The organism is Pseudomonas sp. PVC-5-1 (genome assembly GCF_057444345.1).
Window position 1 is genome coordinate 4678274 of record NZ_CM172024.1, and the last position, 16218, is coordinate 4694491.

A 16218-nucleotide genomic window follows, 5' to 3' on the forward strand; every position below is an offset into this window, starting at 1 on the left:
CGACCCGAATCTGCTGGATCGACTGAAGATAACCATTCGGAATACAGCCTGTGATAAAGAAAGATCTCGCCCTGCAGTTGGCCCCTCGCGTCATCGAGATGATCCGCGCCCGGTCGATGAAGGCCGGCGAGCCATTGCGCGAGCAGACCTTCGCTCAAGCCTTCGATGTCTCCCGCTCCCCCATTCGCAGGGTATTTGCCCTGCTCGCCGAGTGGAACATCGCGGTGCAGGAGCCCAATCGCGGCTACTTTCTGAAACAGGACGCCGGGCAGATCCAGGAAACCACTGTACCGCCCACCTGCGACCCATTCGAAGACTTCTACCTGCGCGTGGTGGACGACATCCTCAGCGGAGAAATCCCTGCCGAATTCTTTGAGGCCCAATTACTGCGACGCTACTCCGTGCCCCGCGGGCAACTGCTCAAGGTCCTCAACCGGCTGGCAAGCGAAGCCATGGTCGAGCGCAAGCCCGGGCAAGGCTGGAGCCTTAACGAATTCGTACACAACGCCCAGACCCACATCCAGAGCTACCGCTTCCGCATGGCCATCGAGCCGGCCGCACTGCGCGAACCAGGCTACAAGGTCAACCAGGCCGCATTTGCCAAAGCCCGGGAGCAACAGCAGGCCATGCTCGACGGCGAAATTCACCAGCTGTCACGTGCCCAACTGTTCGAAATTGGCGCCCAGTTTCACGAAATGATCGTGCAGTGCTCGGGCAATCTATTCTTCATAGATGCCATACGTCGGCAAAACCAGCTCAGACGCTTCATGAGCTACAAAGCCAACGTCGACCGCAGTCGCCTGATGACGCAATGCCTGGAGCACCTGCACCTGCTCGACTTGATCGAGTCCGGTCGGCGTGAAGAAGCCGCTCAGTTTCTCTGGAAACATCTGGACGAAGTCGGCCGGCTCAAGACCCGTCAGGATGCCTTGCTGGAAAGCCAGCAGGCGTAACCCCTTCCCCCGCCTACCTTTCATTACCCGCGCGTTCAGATCAGGGAAGGCAGCTTAGACATTGCCTTCTTTTTACGCAAGATACAAAACCGCCCTGAGATTCAGCGCCAGAAGTAAATTTCGCGCCACTTATTGTATTTCATTGTAAGAATAAGCAATTATGCGCGCCGCTCGGACGCACTGTGGCACCGAATCACACAGGGATGATTGCAATGAAACAAGGAACGTTGGCTAACGGGACGGGGGTCTCCAGCCTGCTGTTCGGGGTGTACACGATTCTGCTGGCCCTGCTTGGCCTGACGCTGGCCTGTCAGGGAAGCACGCTGGTCAGTGCCGGCGGCTCGCCTTACTACGCAATGATGGGTACCGCATTGCTGCTGTCAGCCGCACTCATGGGCCTGAAGAAGTCGCTCGGCATCTATCTCTACGGTGCAGCATCCCTGGCCACCTACGGCTGGGCAATCTGGGAATCCGGCTACAACGGCTGGGCCTATATCCCACGTCTGGCATGGCTGGTACTTCTCAGTGTGATCTTCCTGGCCTTCTGGCCTCTTGTCCGGCGCGACTTTGCCAAAGTCAACAAGGCACTGTATTTCAGCATCATGGGGGGGCTGCCGCTGCTGATGGCGGCCACCATCCTGACACCGCTGTTCTTCCCCAACACCGTTCAACTGGCCGACTCGCCCGCTATCACCGCGCATACACAGCAACCCTTCAGCCGCAGTACCGTGACCTCACCGGACGCCAATGTCGCCGCGTCCCACGACAAGACCAGCTGGACCGCCTATGCCGGCTCCAACCTCGGCAACCACTATTCCGCTGCGGCGCAGATTACCCCAAGCAACGTTTCCGGCCTGGTCAAGGCCTGGGAGTATCATCATGGCGATGTGAAACAGCCTGGCGAAAAAACCAAGTATCTGAACGAGGCCACGCCAATCAAGGTTGGCGACTCGCTGTATACCTGCACGCCCAAGCAAATCATCATTTCGTTGAGCGCCACTACCGGCAAAGAGAACTGGCGCTACGACTCGAAAGTCGACCCGGACTATTTCGCCAACGGTGGTGCCTATTGCCGTGGTGTCTCGTACTACGAAGTACCCAATGCCAGTGGCCTATGCGCCAAACGCATCATCTGGGGCACCAACGACATCCGCCTGGGTGCAGTTGATGCGCTCACCGGGCAGGCCTGCCCAGATTTCGGCACGGCAGGCTTTGCCGACCTCAAGGACGGCCTGGGCACGTTCCGCAAAGGCTCCACCGGCATCACTTCTGCACCACTGGTAATCCGCGGTGTGGTCATTACCGGTGGCCGCGTGCTTGATTCGGATGTGCGCCCAGCGCCATCAGGTGTGGTTCGCGCCTACGACGCAGTCAGCGGCAAACAGAAGTGGGCCTGGGACCTCGGTCGCCCCGACAGCACTGCGCCTGCCGACGCCGATGAAACCTATACGCTCAGCACGCCCAACTCATGGGCGCCGATTTCCGCCGACGACGAACTGGGGCTGGTCTACATCACCACCGGCAATGCTGCAGGCGACTTCTATGGCGGTACCCGTACCGAACAGGAAGACAAGTTCAGCTCTTCACTGGTGGCCCTGGATGCGCTCACCGGCAAGGTCAAATGGCATTTCCAGACCGTCCATCACGACCTCTGGGACTACGACCTGAGCCCACAGCCGGCGCTGATCGATTTCCCCACGAGCAGCGGCCCACGCCCGGCCGTCATTCAAGCGACCAAATCGGGCCAGTTGTTCGTCCTCGACCGCGCCACCGGCGCACCGCTGGTCGACGTGGTGCAGGCTGCCGTCCCGCAGGGTACTGCCCCTGGAGACTACACCGCGGCGACGCAGCCGCTGTCACCAAGCATGCCGAGCACCATGGGCCGCCCATCGAAAAGACCGGAAGTGCTGAACGAAGCCGACGCCTGGGGCCTGACGCCGTTCGATCAGTTGCAATGCCGCATCGAGTTTCGCCAGGCGCGTTACGAAGGGATCTTTACACCGCCGGTAGTCGGCCAGCAAAGCCTGATCTTTCCCGGCCATCACGGCGGCCTGAACTGGGGCGGAGTGATGGTGGACCTGCAGCGAGGCCTGCTGATCATCAATAACCAGCGGTTGCCGTACATGCAGGGGCTGGTTCCACGCGAACAGCTCGATGCGATCAATGCCAAGTCGTTCCAGGAGTCGCCGGGCAATAACCAGGGGTTCCGCGTCCAGGCCGGTCTGCCGTTCGGGGCAATCAAGGACCCATGGATGTCAGCGCTGGAACAGCCGTGCATCGCACCACCCTGGGGGTTCATCTCCGCTATCGACCTGCGCACACGTGAAGTGCGCTGGAGCCGCCCGTTCGGCACCGGCTATGACAGTGGGCCCTTGGGCATCCCCTCGAAACTGCGCTTCGAAATCGGCACTCCGAGCGACGCCACTGGCGTAGCTACAGCAGGAGGCGTGACCTTCATTGGCGCTGCCATCGACCGTTTCATGCGCGCCTACAACAGCGAAAGTGGTGAATTGCTGTGGGAAGAGCGCCTACCGGCCGGCAATCAGGCTTCGCCCCTCACCTACATCAGCCAAGGACGCCAGTACGTGGTTGCCGTGGTTGGCGGGCATGACCGGATTCCGACCAAGCTGGGTGACAGCATCATTGCCTGGGCGCTGCCGGAAAAATAGCGCGCGCGCTGCCTAAAGGCGCTGGTCGGCACTGAAGGCCAGGCGCCGCCATACCCGCATTCAACCAATCATCGACAGCCGATGGCGCGCCGTGCGCCGTCGGGTGGTAGTTGCCGTTCATCGCAGGGACCCGTCCGCTTCTCCAGCGGCGTGCAAATCAGACCCGCCCCACAGGCGCTACTCTATTTGGAGGAATGTGCCATGCCTGAGGGGGCGGGCTTGCCCGCGAAGCGGTCGACACGGTTTTCATCCACGCCCCACCCGCAAAACGCTTGCTCAGCCCGCATACCACGCTAACATCAAACCTCTGGAAGATTGTCACGGCGCATTCAAGTTGCGGGGTCAGGCAACCGATACACTTCTGATGGTCGGCCGATAGTGTATCGTCATCGTTGATGGCAAAATGATGCCATGCGCATGGATTAAGGAAACCCCCATTGAAGCTGGAATTGCGGAACAGCTTGTCGGTCAAGTTGCTCAGGGTCGTGCTGCTGTCGGCGCTAGCGGTCGGTGTCGTGCTCAGCTGTGCGCAAATCGTCTACGACACCTACAAGATCCGCCAAGCCGTGAACAGCGATGCCCAACGCATCCTCGACATGTTCCGCGACCCCTCGACCCAGGCGGTATATAGCCTCGACCGCGAAATGGGCATGCAGGTGATGGAAGGCCTGTTCCAGGACGAATCGGTACGCATGGCCTCCATTGGCCACCCCAACGAAACCATGCTCGCAGAAAAGTCCCGCCCGCTGCAGGACATGTCCATGCGCTGGCTGACCGACCTGATCCTCGGCCAGGAACGTACCTACAGCACGCAACTGGTCGGCCGCGGCCCCTACAGCGAATATTACGGCGACCTGAGCATCACCCTCGACACCTCGTCCTACGGCGAAGACTTCCTGATCAACGCTGTGATCATCTTCATCTCCGGTGTGCTGCGGGCCCTGGCCATGGGCCTGGTACTGTACCTGGTCTACCACTGGCTGCTGACCAAACCGCTGTCGAAGATCATCGAGCACCTCACCCAGATCAACCCCGACCGCCCAAGCCAGCACCAGCTGCCGCTGCTCAAGGGCCACGAGAAGAACGAGCTGGGCCTGTGGGTAAATACCGCCAACCAGCTGCTGGCCTCGATCGAGCGCAACACCCACCTGCGTCACGAGGCGGAAAACAGCCTGCAACGCATGGCCCAGTATGACTTCCTCACCGGCCTGCCCAACCGTCAGCAACTGCAGCAGCAACTGGACAAGATCCTCGTCGACGGTGGCCGCCTGCAACACCGCGTGGCGGTGTTATGCGTAGGCCTGGACGACTTCAAGGGCATCAACGAGCAGTTCAGCTACCAGGTCGGCGACCAGTTGCTGCTGGCCCTGGCCGACCGCCTGCGCGCCCACAGCGGCCGACTGGGCGCCCTGGCACGCCTGGGTGGTGACCAGTTCGCCCTGGTGCAGGCCAATATCGAGCAGCCCTACGAGGCCGCCGAACTGGCGCAGAGTATCCTCGACGACCTGGAAGTGCCGTTCGACCTCGACCACCACCAGCAGATCCGCCTGCGCGCCACCATCGGCATCACCCTGTTCCCGGAAGACGGCGACAGCACCGAGAAGCTGCTGCAGAAAGCCGAACAGACCATGACCTTGGCCAAGGCCCGTTCGCGCAACCGCTACCAGTTCTACATCGCCAGCGTCGACAGCGAGATGCGCCGCCGTCGCGAACTGGAAAAGGACCTGCGCGAAGCCCTGCCACGCAACCAGCTGTACCTGGTGTATCAGCCACAGATCAGCTACCGCGACCACCGCGTGGTCGGTGTCGAAGCACTGCTGCGCTGGCAACATCCGGAGCTGGGCATGGTGCCCCCGGACCAGTTCATCCCCCTGGCCGAACAGAATGGCAGCATCATCGGCATCGGCGAATGGGTGCTCGACCAGGCCTGCCGGCAATTGCGCGAATGGCACGACATGGGCTTCAGCGACCTGCGCATGGCGGTCAACCTGTCCACCGTGCAGCTGCACCACAACGAGCTGCCGCGGGTGGTCAACAACCTGCTGCAGGCTTACCGCCTGCCACCACGCAGCCTGGAGCTGGAAGTCACCGAGACCGGCCTGATGGAAGACATCAGCACCGCTGCCCAGCACCTGCTGAGCCTGCGCCGCTCCGGAGCACTGATTGCCATCGACGACTTCGGCACCGGCTACTCGTCGCTCAGCTACCTGAAATCGCTGCCGCTGGACAAGATCAAGATCGACAAGAGCTTCGTCCAGGACCTGCTGGACGACGATGACGACGCCACCATCGTCCGCGCCATCATCCAGCTGGGCAAGAGCCTGGGGATGCAGGTAATCGCCGAAGGCGTGGAAACCGCCGAACAGGAAACCTACATCGTCGCCCAGGGCTGCCACGAGGGCCAGGGCTACCACTACAGCAAGCCGCTGTCGGCCCGTGAGCTGACCAACTTCCTCAAGCAGGCACAGCGAAACCAGGTTTCGATGTTCTGAGCCGCCTGCCCGATTACAGCCCGTGACCGGCATTTACACGAATTGCATGCCCGCCCCCTTTACAGCAAATGCAAATCTTTCGCATGATGTTGTCGTTTCGCGTGCCACGGCGCACCGTCCACCCCTTGGTCCAACCACACGACGCAGGAAACCAATAATGATTCGAATGCCTCTGGCCTCCGCCAGTCTGCTGGCCATTGCCATCGCTCTCGCCGGTTGCGGTGAAGGCAAGGACGACAAGGCCGCCGCGCCGCAAGCCCAGGCACCTGCTGCCGCCAGCACCACCGCTGCAGCGCCCGGGGCTGTCGACGAAGCCGCCGGCAAAGCCGTGGTCAAGCATTACGCTGAGCTGGTCTACGCCGTGTACAGCGACTCGCTGAGCACCGCCAAGACCCTGCAGACCGCAGTCGACGCGTTCCTGGCCAAGCCGAACGACGAAACTCTGAAAGCAGCCAGGGAAGCCTGGGTCGCCTCGCGCGTACCGTACCTGCAGAGCGAAGTATTCCGCTTCGGCAACACCATCATCGACGACTGGGAAGGCCAGGTGAACGCCTGGCCGCTGGACGAAGGCCTGATCGACTACGTCGACAAGAGCTATGAGCACGCCCTGGGCAACCCGGCGGCCAACGCCAACATCATCGCCAACACCGAGATCCAGGTGGGCGAAGAGAAGATCGACGTCAAGGACATCACCCCCGAGAAGCTGGCCAGCCTGAACGAACTGGGCGGCTCTGAAGCCAACGTCGCCACCGGCTACCACGCCATCGAGTTCCTGCTCTGGGGCCAGGACCTGAACGGCACCGGCCCGGGCGCGGGCAACCGTCCGGCGTCGGACTACCTGGAAGGCAAAGGCGCCACCGGTGGCCACAACGACCGCCGCCGTGCCTACCTGAAAGCGGTCACCGACCTGCTGGTCAAGGACCTCGAAGAGATGGTCGGCAACTGGGCACCGAACGTTGCCGACAACTACCGCGCCAAGCTGGAAGCCGAGTCGGTCAACGACGGCCTGCGCAAGATGCTGTTCGGCATGGGCAGCCTGTCGCTGGGCGAACTGGCTGGCGAGCGCATGAAGGTTTCGCTGGAGGCCAACTCGCCGGAAGACGAGCACGACTGCTTCAGCGACAACACCCACTACTCGCACTTCTACGATGCCAAGGGCATCCGCAACGTCTACCTGGGCGAGTACACCCGCCCGGACGGCAGCAAGGTGACCGGCCCGAGCCTGTCGTCGCTGGTGGCCAAGGTAGACCCGGCTGCCGACGCCACCCTCAAGGCCGACCTGGAAGCCACCGAAGCCAAGATCCAGGTGATCGTCGACCACGCGCTCAAGGGCGAGCACTACGACCAGCTGATCGCTGCCGACAACGCAGCCGGCAACCAGATCGTGCGTGACGCCATCGCCTCCCTGGTCAAGCAGACCGGTGCGATCGAGCAGGCCGCGGGCAAGCTGGGCATTGCCAACCTGAACCCGGATACCGCGGATCACGAGTTCTGATCCTGCTGTAGCGGTTCTGAAAGAGGCGGCCTTCGGGTCGCCTTTTTTGCTTCCGGCCCTATCGCCGGCAAGCCAGCTCCCACAGGTTCCCAACTGGGCTCAGAGGCTGTGGGGTACCTGTGGGAGCTGGCTTGCCGGCGATAGGGCCCAACCAGGCAACCACAAACCATGGCCAACTGACACCGATTTCATCCAGCAATTGCAAATTGCTCCCACAGGTTCCCCACTGGGCTCAGAGGCTGTGGGGTACCTGTGGGAGCTGGCTTGCCGGCGATAGGGCCCAACCAGGCAACCACAAACCATGGCCAACTGACACCGATTTCATCCAGCAATTGCAAATTGCTCTTATTCAAACTCCCTCACCCTGCTAAGCTTGCACGCCGGTTTTTCGCTCACGCCCAGGATTTTCGATGTCCTTGTCGCTGTCCCGACTCTCCCCCCTGCTGCTGGCCTTTGCCCTTGCCGCCTGCGATGACGCCCCGCGTTTCACCCAGGCCGAGCCCGGCGAAGCGTTGTCGGGCGGCAAAGCCACCGTGCAGCGCACTGACCGCAATGCCTATTCCCTGCCCTCGGCCAACCTCTCGCCCGAGCGGCGCCTGGATTTCGCCGTAGGCAACAGTTTCTTCCGCAACCCCTGGGTGATCGCCCCGTCCACTACCACCGCCCGTGACGGCCTGGGGCCGCTGTTCAATACCAATGCCTGCCAGAACTGCCACGTGCGCGACGGCCGCGGCCACCCGCCAGAGCCGGGCGACAGCAACGCCGTATCGATGCTGGTACGCCTGTCGATCCCCGACCAGCCCTACCTGGCCAAGGTGGTCGAACGCCTCGGCGTGGTGCCGGAGCCGGTCTATGGCACCCAGCTGCAGGACATGGCCATCCCCGGCGTGACGCCGGAAGGCAAGGTGCGGGTGAGCTACACCAGCGAAACGGTGTCGTTCGAGGATGGCCACCAGGTCGAGCTGCGCAAGCCGGCCCTGCAGATCACCCAGCTCGGCTATGGCGTGATGCACCCCGACACGCGCTTTTCGGCGCGGGTGGCGCCGCCGATGATCGGCTTGGGCCTGCTCGAAGCCATCCCCGAAGCCGACCTGCTGGCCAACGAGGATCCCGACGACCGCAACCGCGACGGCATCCGCGGCCGGGCCAACCGGGTGTGGGATGACGCCCAGGGCAAAACCGTGGTCGGCCGCTTCGGCTGGAAGGCCGGGCAGCCCAACGTCAACCAGCAGAACGTGCATGCCTTTGCCGGCGACATGGGCCTGACCACCACCCTGCAGCCCAACGACGACTGTACCCCGGCGCAGGCCGACTGCCTGGCCGCGCCCAACGGCGACGGTGCCGATGGCGAGAAGGAAGTCAGCGATAATATCCTGCGCCTGGTCACTTTCTACACCCGCAACCTGGCCGTGCCGGCCCGCCGCGATGTTGGCTCGCCGCAGGTGCTGGCGGGCAAGAACCTGTTCTACCAGGCCGGCTGCCAGGGCTGCCATACACCGCAGTTCACCACAGCCGCCAATGCCGCCGAGCCGGAGCTGGCCAACCAGTTGATCCGCCCTTACAGCGACCTGCTGTTGCATGACATGGGCCCGGGCCTGGCCGACGAGCGCACCGAATTCGCCGCCAACGGCCAGGACTGGCGCACCCCGCCACTGTGGGGCATCGGCCTGAGCGAAACGGTCAGTGGCCACAGCCAGTTCCTGCACGACGGCCGCGCCCGCAACCTGCTCGAGGCCGTGCTCTGGCACGGTGGCGAGGCCGAGTCGGCACGCAATTTCGTACTCACTTTCAATGCCGAGCAGCGTGCCGCGTTGCTGGCTTTCCTGAACTCACTTTAAAAAGCGCAAAGGAGCCGGGCATGTTCCGACCCAAACTGTTGTTCACCAGCCTCGCCGCACTCGCCCTCGGCGCCTGCTCGCCGCAGGACCCGCAAGCCGTGACCTCCGCTGCCATCGCCAAGCAGGTGATCCTGCCCACCTACAGCCGCTGGGTCGAAGCCGACCGCACGCTGGCCGCCAGCGCCCTGGCCTACTGCGAAGGCAAGGAAACCCTGGACAAGGCCCGTGCCGACTTCCTCAACGCGCAAAAGGCCTGGGCCGAGCTGCAACCGCTGCTGGTCGGCCCGCTGGCCGAAGGCAACCGCGCCTGGCAGGTACAGTTCTGGCCCGACAAGAAGAACCTGGTCGGCCGCCAGGTCGAGCAGCTGGTCAACGCAGACCAGCCGGTCGATGCCGCGGCCTTGGGCAAGGCCAGCGTGGTGGTGCGTGGCCTGTCGGCCTACGAATACATTCTGTTCGACAGCAAGCCGGACATCGCCACTGCCGAGCAGAAAGCCCGCTACTGCCCGTTGCTGGTGGCCATCGGTGAACACCAGAAAACCCTGGCAGAAGAGATCCTCAAGGGCTGGAACAGCACCGACGGCATGCTCTCGCAGATGACCAAGTTCCCCAACCAGCGCTACGCCGACTCCCACGAGGCCATCGCCGACCTGCTGCGCGCCCAGGTCACCGCCCTGGACAGCCTGAAGAAAAAGCTCGGTGCGCCGATGGGCCGCCAGAGCAAGGGCATTCCACAGCCACTGCAGGCCGAAGCCTGGCGCAGCCACAGCTCGCTCAAGAGCCTGGAGGCCAGCCTCAAGGCCGCCGAAGCGGTCTGGGTCGGGGTCGACAACCAAGGCCTGCGCGGCTTGCTGTCCAGCGATCAGAAAGCCCTGGCAGACAAGATCGACGCCGCCTACGCTGCCTCGCTCAAGCTGCTGGCCGACAACCAGAAAACCTTGGGCGAGCTGCTGGCCGACGACGCTGGCCAGCAAACCCTGAACCAGATCTACGACAGCCTCAACGCCGTCCACCGCCTGCACGAAGGCGAGCTGGCCAAGGCGTTGAACATCCAGCTGGGCTTCAATGCCAACGACGGTGACTGATCATGCTGCGACGCCAGGCCCTCAAACTCGGTAGCGTATTGCTCAGCGCCCTCACCCTGGGCGGCTGGAGCCTGTTCCGCAACAAAGGCAGCGAGCCCCTGCTGCTGTCGGCGCGTGACGACGGCGACGGCAAGCACTATGCGGTCGGGTTCCGCCTGGACGGCACCCAGGTGTTCAGCACCCAGGTCGCCCAACGTTGCCATGCCATCATCCATCACCCGGACCTGCCGATCGCCCTGTTCGTCGCCCGCCGTCCCGGCACCGAAAGCTACCTGGTCGACCTGCGCGACGGGCGCCTGCTGCAAACCGTCACCTCGCAGCCGAACCGGCACTTCTACGGCCACGCGGTCATCCACAAGGGTGGCGAATGGCTGTATGCCACCGAGAACGACACCACCGACCCGGGGCGTGGCGTACTCGGCGTGTACCGCTTCGAAGGCGAGCGCCTGGTGCACAGCGGGGAGATTCCGACCCACGGCATCGGCCCGCACGAAGTGGCCTGGCTGCCGGACGGCGAAACGCTGATCGTGGCCAACGGCGGTATCCGCACCGAAGCCGAAAGCCGGGTGGAGATGAACCTCGACGCCATGGAACCGAGCCTGGTGCTGATGCAGCGCGACGGCACCCTGCTGAGCAAGGAAACCCTGGCCCAGCAGATGAACAGCGTGCGCCACCTGGCGGTGTGCAGCGATGGCACCATCGCCGCCTGCCAGCAGTTCATGGGCGATGCCGATGAAACCGCCGAATTGCTGGCGATCAAGCGCCCTGGCGAGCCGTTCAAGGCCTTCCCGGTACCGGAGCGGCAGTTGCAGGCCATGGCTCAGTACACCGCCAGCGTGGCTATCCACAGCGAGCTGCGGCTGGTCGCGCTGACCGCGCCACGGGCCAACCGCCTGTTCGTCTGGGACCTGGACAGCGGCGCGGTGCGGCTGGATGCGCCAATGCCCGATTGCGCGGGGGTGGGCGCGGTACAGGACGGCTTTGTCGTCACCTCCGGGCAGGGCCGCTGCCGGTTCTATGATTGCCGCAAGGCCGAGCTGGTCGGGCAACCGATGAACCTGCCGTCCGGTTTCTGGGACAACCACCTGCATCTGGTCTGATTTTTCTGCTGCCTTCATCGGCCTCTTCGCGGCTAAAGCCGCTCCCACAGGGGGCCGCGCAACCCACTGACTGCGCGGTCCCTGTGGGAGCGGCTTTAGCCGCGAAGGGGCCGGCCCAGGTATTCCGCTCCCCTTCCCTCCAAAAACAGTCAATACTTCCCCCATCCACACGTGGGCAGGATCGCCCGTTGTCGTGTCTAAGCGAATAACAACCGCATCCAAGGAACCGGACCTATGCTGCGCCGCCGCATGCTGATCATGTTGGCCGTGGTTCTGCTGATCGTGCTGGCCCTGGGGGGCTACAAAGCCTTTTCGATCTACCAGCAGATCCAGATGTTCACTGCCCCCAAGCCGCCCATCACCGTGGCGGCCGCCTTGGCCGAACAGCGCCCGTGGCAAGAGCGCCTGCCCGCTGTCGGCAGCCTCAAGGCGCTACAGGGCGTTGAGCTGAGCCTGGAAGTGGAAGGCATCGTCAAGGCCCTGCATTTCGACTCAGGCCAGCAGGTCAAGGCCGGGCAACTGTTGCTGCAACTCAACGACGACCAGGAAACCGCCCTGCTCGGCACCGCCCAGGCCGACCTGGGCCTGGCCAAGGTAGATTTCGGCCGTGGCAGCCAGCTGGTCGGCGACTCGGCCATCTCCCGCGGCGAATTCGACCGCCTCACCGCCCAGTACCGGCGCAATCAGGCGGTGGTCGACCAGCTCAAGGCATCGAAGACCAAGAAGAGCATCAGCGCTCCGTTCAGCGGCACCATCGGCATTCGCCAAGTGGACGTCGGCGACTATCTGGCCGCCGGCACGGTGATCGCCACCCTGCAGGACACATCCAGCCTCTACGTCGACTTCAACGTACCGGAACAGGCCCTGCCGCACCTCAGCCTGGGCCAGCAGGTGCTGGTGCAGGTGGCCGCCTACCCGGGCCAGACCTTCCCCGCCAGCCTCAGCGCCATCAACCCCAAGGTCGAGGAAACCACGCGCAACCTGCTGGTGCGCGCAACCATGGCCAACCCGGACAGCAAGCTGCTGCCGGGCATGTTCGCCAGCCTGCTGATCCTGTTACCCAACCCGCAGCCACAAGTGGTGGTGCCGGAAAGCGCCATCACCTACACCCTGTATGGCAACTCGGTGTATGTCGCAACGCCGAAAAAGGACAAGGACGGCAAGCCACTAAACGACGACAAGGGCCAGCCGCAGCTCACCGCCGAGCAGCGCGCGGTGCAGACCGGCGAGCGCCGTGACGGCGTGGTGGTGGTCAGCAAGGGCCTGCAGGCCGGGGAACAGGTGGTCACCGCCGGCCAACTGAAGCTCACCCCCGGCGCCGCGATCCGCATCGGCCAGGACAAAGCCCTCAAGCCCGCACAGGGCACGCCGGGCAAGGACTGACAGGAGGCTGGCATGGCGTTCACCGACCCGTTCATCCGCCGCCCGGTGCTGGCCAGCGTGGTGAGCCTGCTGATCCTGCTGCTGGGCTTCCAGGCCTGGAACAAGCTGCAGATCCGCCAGTACCCGCAAATGGAAAATGCCCTGATCACGGTAACCACCGCCTACCCCGGCGCCAACGCCGAGACCATCCAGGGCTATATCACCCAGCCGCTGCAGCAAAGCCTGGCCAGCGCCGAAGGTATCGACTACATGACCTCGGTGAGCAGACAGAACTTCTCGATCATTTCCATCTACGCCCGCATCGGCGCCGACAGCGACCGGTTGTTCACCGAACTGCTGGCCAAGGCCAACGAAGTGCGCAACAAGCTGCCCCAGGACTCCGAAGACCCGGTACTGAGCAAGGAAGCCGCCGATGCTTCGGCGCTTATGTACATCAGTTTCTACAGCAAAGAGATGAGCAACCCGCAAATCACCGACTACCTGTCGCGGGTGATCCAGCCCAAGCTGGCGACCCTGCCGGGCATGGCCGAAGCGGAAATCCTCGGCAACCAGGTGTTCGCCATGCGCATCTGGATCGACCCGGTGAAACTGGCGGGCTATGGCCTGTCTGCCATCGACGTGACCAATGCCGTGCGCCGCTACAACTTCCTTTCCGCGGCCGGCGAGGTGAAGGGTGAATACGTGGTCACCAGCATCAACGCCAGCACCGAGCTGAAGTCGGCCGAGGCGTTCGCCGCCCTGCCGGTCAAGACCAGTGGCGACAGCCGCGTGCTGCTTGGCGATGTGGCGCGGGTCGAGATGGGGGCGGAAAACTACGATACGGTCAGCTCGTTCGACGGCACCCCATCGGTGTACATCGGCATCAAGGCCACACCAGCCGCCAACCCGCTGGACGTCATCAAGGAAGTGCGGCGCATCATGCCCGAGCTGGAAAGCCAGCTGCCCTCGGCGCTGAAGGTATCGATCGCCTATGACGCCACGCTTTTCATCCAGGCCTCCATCGACGAAGTGATCAAGACCCTCGGCGAAGCTGTACTGATCGTCATCGTGGTGGTGTTCCTGTTCCTCGGTGCCCTGCGTTCGGTGCTGATTCCGGTGGTGACCATTCCGCTGTCGATGATCGGCGTGCTGTTCTTCATGCAGATGATGGGCTATTCGCTCAATCTGCTGACCCTGCTGGCCATGGTGCTGGCCATCGGGCTGGTGGTGGACGACGCGATCGTCGTGGTGGAGAACATCCACCGGCACATGGAAGAAGGCAAGTCGCCGTTCGACGCCGCCCTCGAGGGCGCCCGCGAAATCGCCATGCCGGTGGTGTCGATGACCATCACCCTGGCGGCGGTGTATGCACCGATCGGCTTCCTCACCGGGCTGACCGGCGCATTGTTCAAGGAATTTGCCCTGACCCTGGCGGGTGCGGTGATCATATCCGGCATCGTTGCCCTCACCCTGTCACCGATGATGTGCGCGCTGCTGCTGCGTCAGGAACAGAACCCCAGCGGCCTTGCCCACCGCCTGGACGTGCTGTTCGAACGCCTGAAGGTGCGCTACCAGCGCCTGCTGCACACCACCCTCGACAGCCGGCCCGTCGTGCTGGTGTTTGCCGTGATCATTCTGTGCCTGATTCCGGTACTGCTGAAGTTCACCCAGAACGAACTGGCGCCCAACGAAGACCAGGGGGTGATTTTCATGATGAGCAGTTCGCCGCAGCCGGCCAACCTTGATTACCTCAACGCCTATACCGACGAATTCACCCCGCTGTTCAAGGCTTTCCCGGAGTATTACTCGTCGTTCCAGATCAACGGTTTCAATGGCGTGCAGACCGGCATCGGCGGCTTCCTGCTCAAGCCCTGGAACGAGCGCGAGCGCACGCAGATGGAGCTGCTGCCGCTGGTGCAGAGCAAGCTCGAAGAAATCAGTGGCCTGCAGATCTTCGGCTTCAACCTGCCGTCGCTGCCCGGCACCGGCGAGGGCCTGCCATTCCAGTTCGTGATCAACAGCGCTGGCGACTACCCGGCACTGCTGGATGTGGCCCAGCGCATCAAGGCCCGCGCCCAGGAATCCGGCAAGTTCGCCTTCCTCGACATCGACCTGGCCTTCGACAAGCCCGAGGTGGTGGTGGATATCGACCGGGCCAAGGCGGCGCAGATGGGGGTGTCGATGGACACCTTGGGCAGCACCTTGGCGACATTGCTGGGCGAGGCGGAAATCAACCGCTTCACCCTCGAAGGCCGCAGCTACAAGGTGATTGCCCAGGTCGAGCGGCCTTACCGCGACAACCCCGGCTGGCTGAACAACTACTACGTGAAGAACGACCAGGGCCAACTGCTGCCGCTATCCACCCTGATCACCCTTACCGACCGCGCCCGCCCGCGCCAGCTCAACCAGTTCCAGCAGCTGAACTCGGCGATCATCCAGGGCGTGCCCATGGTCAGCCTGGGCGAGGCGCTGCAGACCGTACAGGGCATCGCCCGCGAGGAGGCTCCGGAAGGTTTCGCCTTCGACTATGCCGGCGTGGCGCGCCAGTACGTCCAGGAAGGCAGCGCGCTGTGGGTGACCTTCGGCCTGGCATTGGCGATCATCTTCCTGGTGCTGGCGGCGCAGTTCGAAAGCTTCCGCGACCCACTGGTAATACTGGTGACGGTGCCGTTGTCGATCTGTGGCGCGCTGCTGCCACTGTTCCTTGGCGTATCGAGCATGAACATCTACACCCAGGTCGGGCTGGTGACACTGATTGGGCTGATCAGCAAGCACGGCATCCTGATTGTCGAGTTCGCCAACCAGTTACGTGAGGAGCGCGGCATGAGTGTGCGCGAAGCGATCGAGGAAGCCGCGGCGATTCGCCTGCGGCCGGTGCTGATGACCACGGCGGCGATGGTTTTTGGCATGGTACCGCTGATCCTGGCGACTGGTGCGGGGGCAGTCAGCCGCTTTGACATCGGTACGGTGATTGCCACCGGGATGTCGATCGGCACGCTGTTTACCCTGTTCGTGTTGCCTTGTATCTACACCCTGCTGGCGCACAAGGCGGTTGCCAGGGAAACATCGGTTGCCTGAACAGGCCTCTTCGCGGGCTCGCCCGCTCCCACACGTGCGGCACCAGTTTCAGGACCGGTGCCATACCTGTGGGAGCGGGCAAGCCCGCGAAGAGGCCGGCGAGGCAAATGCAAAAATGCCAGAGGCCCCGCAATCCCGAGGCCTCT

General features: G+C 63.3%; 9 protein-coding genes. All 9 read left to right on the forward strand.

Annotated features, from left to right (window positions below; all coding sequences use genetic code 11):
• Positions 1 to 50 precede the first annotated feature (50 nt).
• The 9 genes from AC2T3R_RS21410 to AC2T3R_RS21450 all read left to right on the forward strand — a co-directional run bounded on the left by AC2T3R_RS21410 (position 51) and on the right by AC2T3R_RS21450 (position 16072).
• A complete protein-coding gene (locus AC2T3R_RS21410; RefSeq protein ID WP_123085003.1) occupies positions 51 to 953 on the forward strand; it encodes a GntR family transcriptional regulator in 903 nt (300 codons plus the stop codon).
• Positions 954 to 1165: 212 nt separating this feature from the next.
• A complete protein-coding gene (locus tag AC2T3R_RS21415; protein ID WP_486744231.1) occupies positions 1166 to 3622 on the forward strand; it encodes a membrane-bound PQQ-dependent dehydrogenase, glucose/quinate/shikimate family in 2457 nt (818 codons plus the stop codon).
• 437 nt (positions 3623 to 4059) lie between these two features.
• Positions 4060 to 6114: a putative bifunctional diguanylate cyclase/phosphodiesterase gene (locus AC2T3R_RS21420; RefSeq protein WP_486744232.1), complete on the forward strand. Its 2055-nt coding sequence runs from the start codon at positions 4060 to 4062 to the stop codon at positions 6112 to 6114.
• Positions 6115 to 6271: 157 nt separating this feature from the next.
• The gene (locus AC2T3R_RS21425; protein ID WP_013974080.1) at positions 6272 to 7609 is read left to right on the forward strand and encodes an imelysin family protein; all 1338 of its coding nucleotides are present in this window, start codon (positions 6272 to 6274) and stop codon (positions 7607 to 7609) included.
• A 410-nt stretch (positions 7610 to 8019) separates the two neighbouring features.
• Positions 8020 to 9447, forward strand: a complete 1428-nt coding sequence (locus AC2T3R_RS21430) for a di-heme oxidoreductase family protein (RefSeq protein WP_486744233.1) — start codon at positions 8020 to 8022, stop codon at positions 9445 to 9447.
• A gap of 20 nt (positions 9448 to 9467) precedes the next feature.
• Positions 9468 to 10532 (forward strand): imelysin family protein, encoded by a 1065-nt coding sequence (locus tag AC2T3R_RS21435; RefSeq protein ID WP_013974082.1) that lies wholly within the window; start codon positions 9468 to 9470, stop codon positions 10530 to 10532.
• Positions 10533 to 10534: 2 nt separating this feature from the next.
• Positions 10535 to 11632, forward strand: a complete 1098-nt coding sequence (locus tag AC2T3R_RS21440; RefSeq protein WP_486744234.1) for a DUF1513 domain-containing protein — start codon at positions 10535 to 10537, stop codon at positions 11630 to 11632.
• A gap of 234 nt (positions 11633 to 11866) precedes the next feature.
• The gene (locus AC2T3R_RS21445) at positions 11867 to 13015 is read left to right on the forward strand and encodes an efflux RND transporter periplasmic adaptor subunit (RefSeq protein ID WP_015271689.1); all 1149 of its coding nucleotides are present in this window, start codon (positions 11867 to 11869) and stop codon (positions 13013 to 13015) included.
• Between the two features lie 12 nt (positions 13016 to 13027).
• Complete coding sequence (locus AC2T3R_RS21450) at positions 13028 to 16072, forward strand: multidrug efflux RND transporter permease subunit (RefSeq protein WP_039612987.1); 3045 nt, start codon at positions 13028 to 13030, stop codon at positions 16070 to 16072.
• Positions 16073 to 16218 lie beyond the last annotated feature (146 nt).

Coding starts and splice junctions, on each gene's coding strand:
- AC2T3R_RS21435 (WP_013974082.1), top strand. CDS start 9,468: ATGTTCCGACCCAAACTGTTGTTCACCAGCCTCGCCGCACTCGCCCTC.
- AC2T3R_RS21415 (WP_486744231.1), top strand. CDS start 1,166: ATGAAACAAGGAACGTTGGCTAACGGGACGGGGGTCTCCAGCCTGCTG.
- AC2T3R_RS21445 (WP_015271689.1), top strand. CDS start 11,867: ATGCTGCGCCGCCGCATGCTGATCATGTTGGCCGTGGTTCTGCTGATC.
- AC2T3R_RS21430 (WP_486744233.1), top strand. CDS start 8,020: ATGTCCTTGTCGCTGTCCCGACTCTCCCCCCTGCTGCTGGCCTTTGCC.
- AC2T3R_RS21440 (WP_486744234.1), top strand. CDS start 10,535: ATGCTGCGACGCCAGGCCCTCAAACTCGGTAGCGTATTGCTCAGCGCC.
- AC2T3R_RS21450 (WP_039612987.1), top strand. CDS start 13,028: ATGGCGTTCACCGACCCGTTCATCCGCCGCCCGGTGCTGGCCAGCGTG.
- AC2T3R_RS21425 (WP_013974080.1), top strand. CDS start 6,272: ATGATTCGAATGCCTCTGGCCTCCGCCAGTCTGCTGGCCATTGCCATC.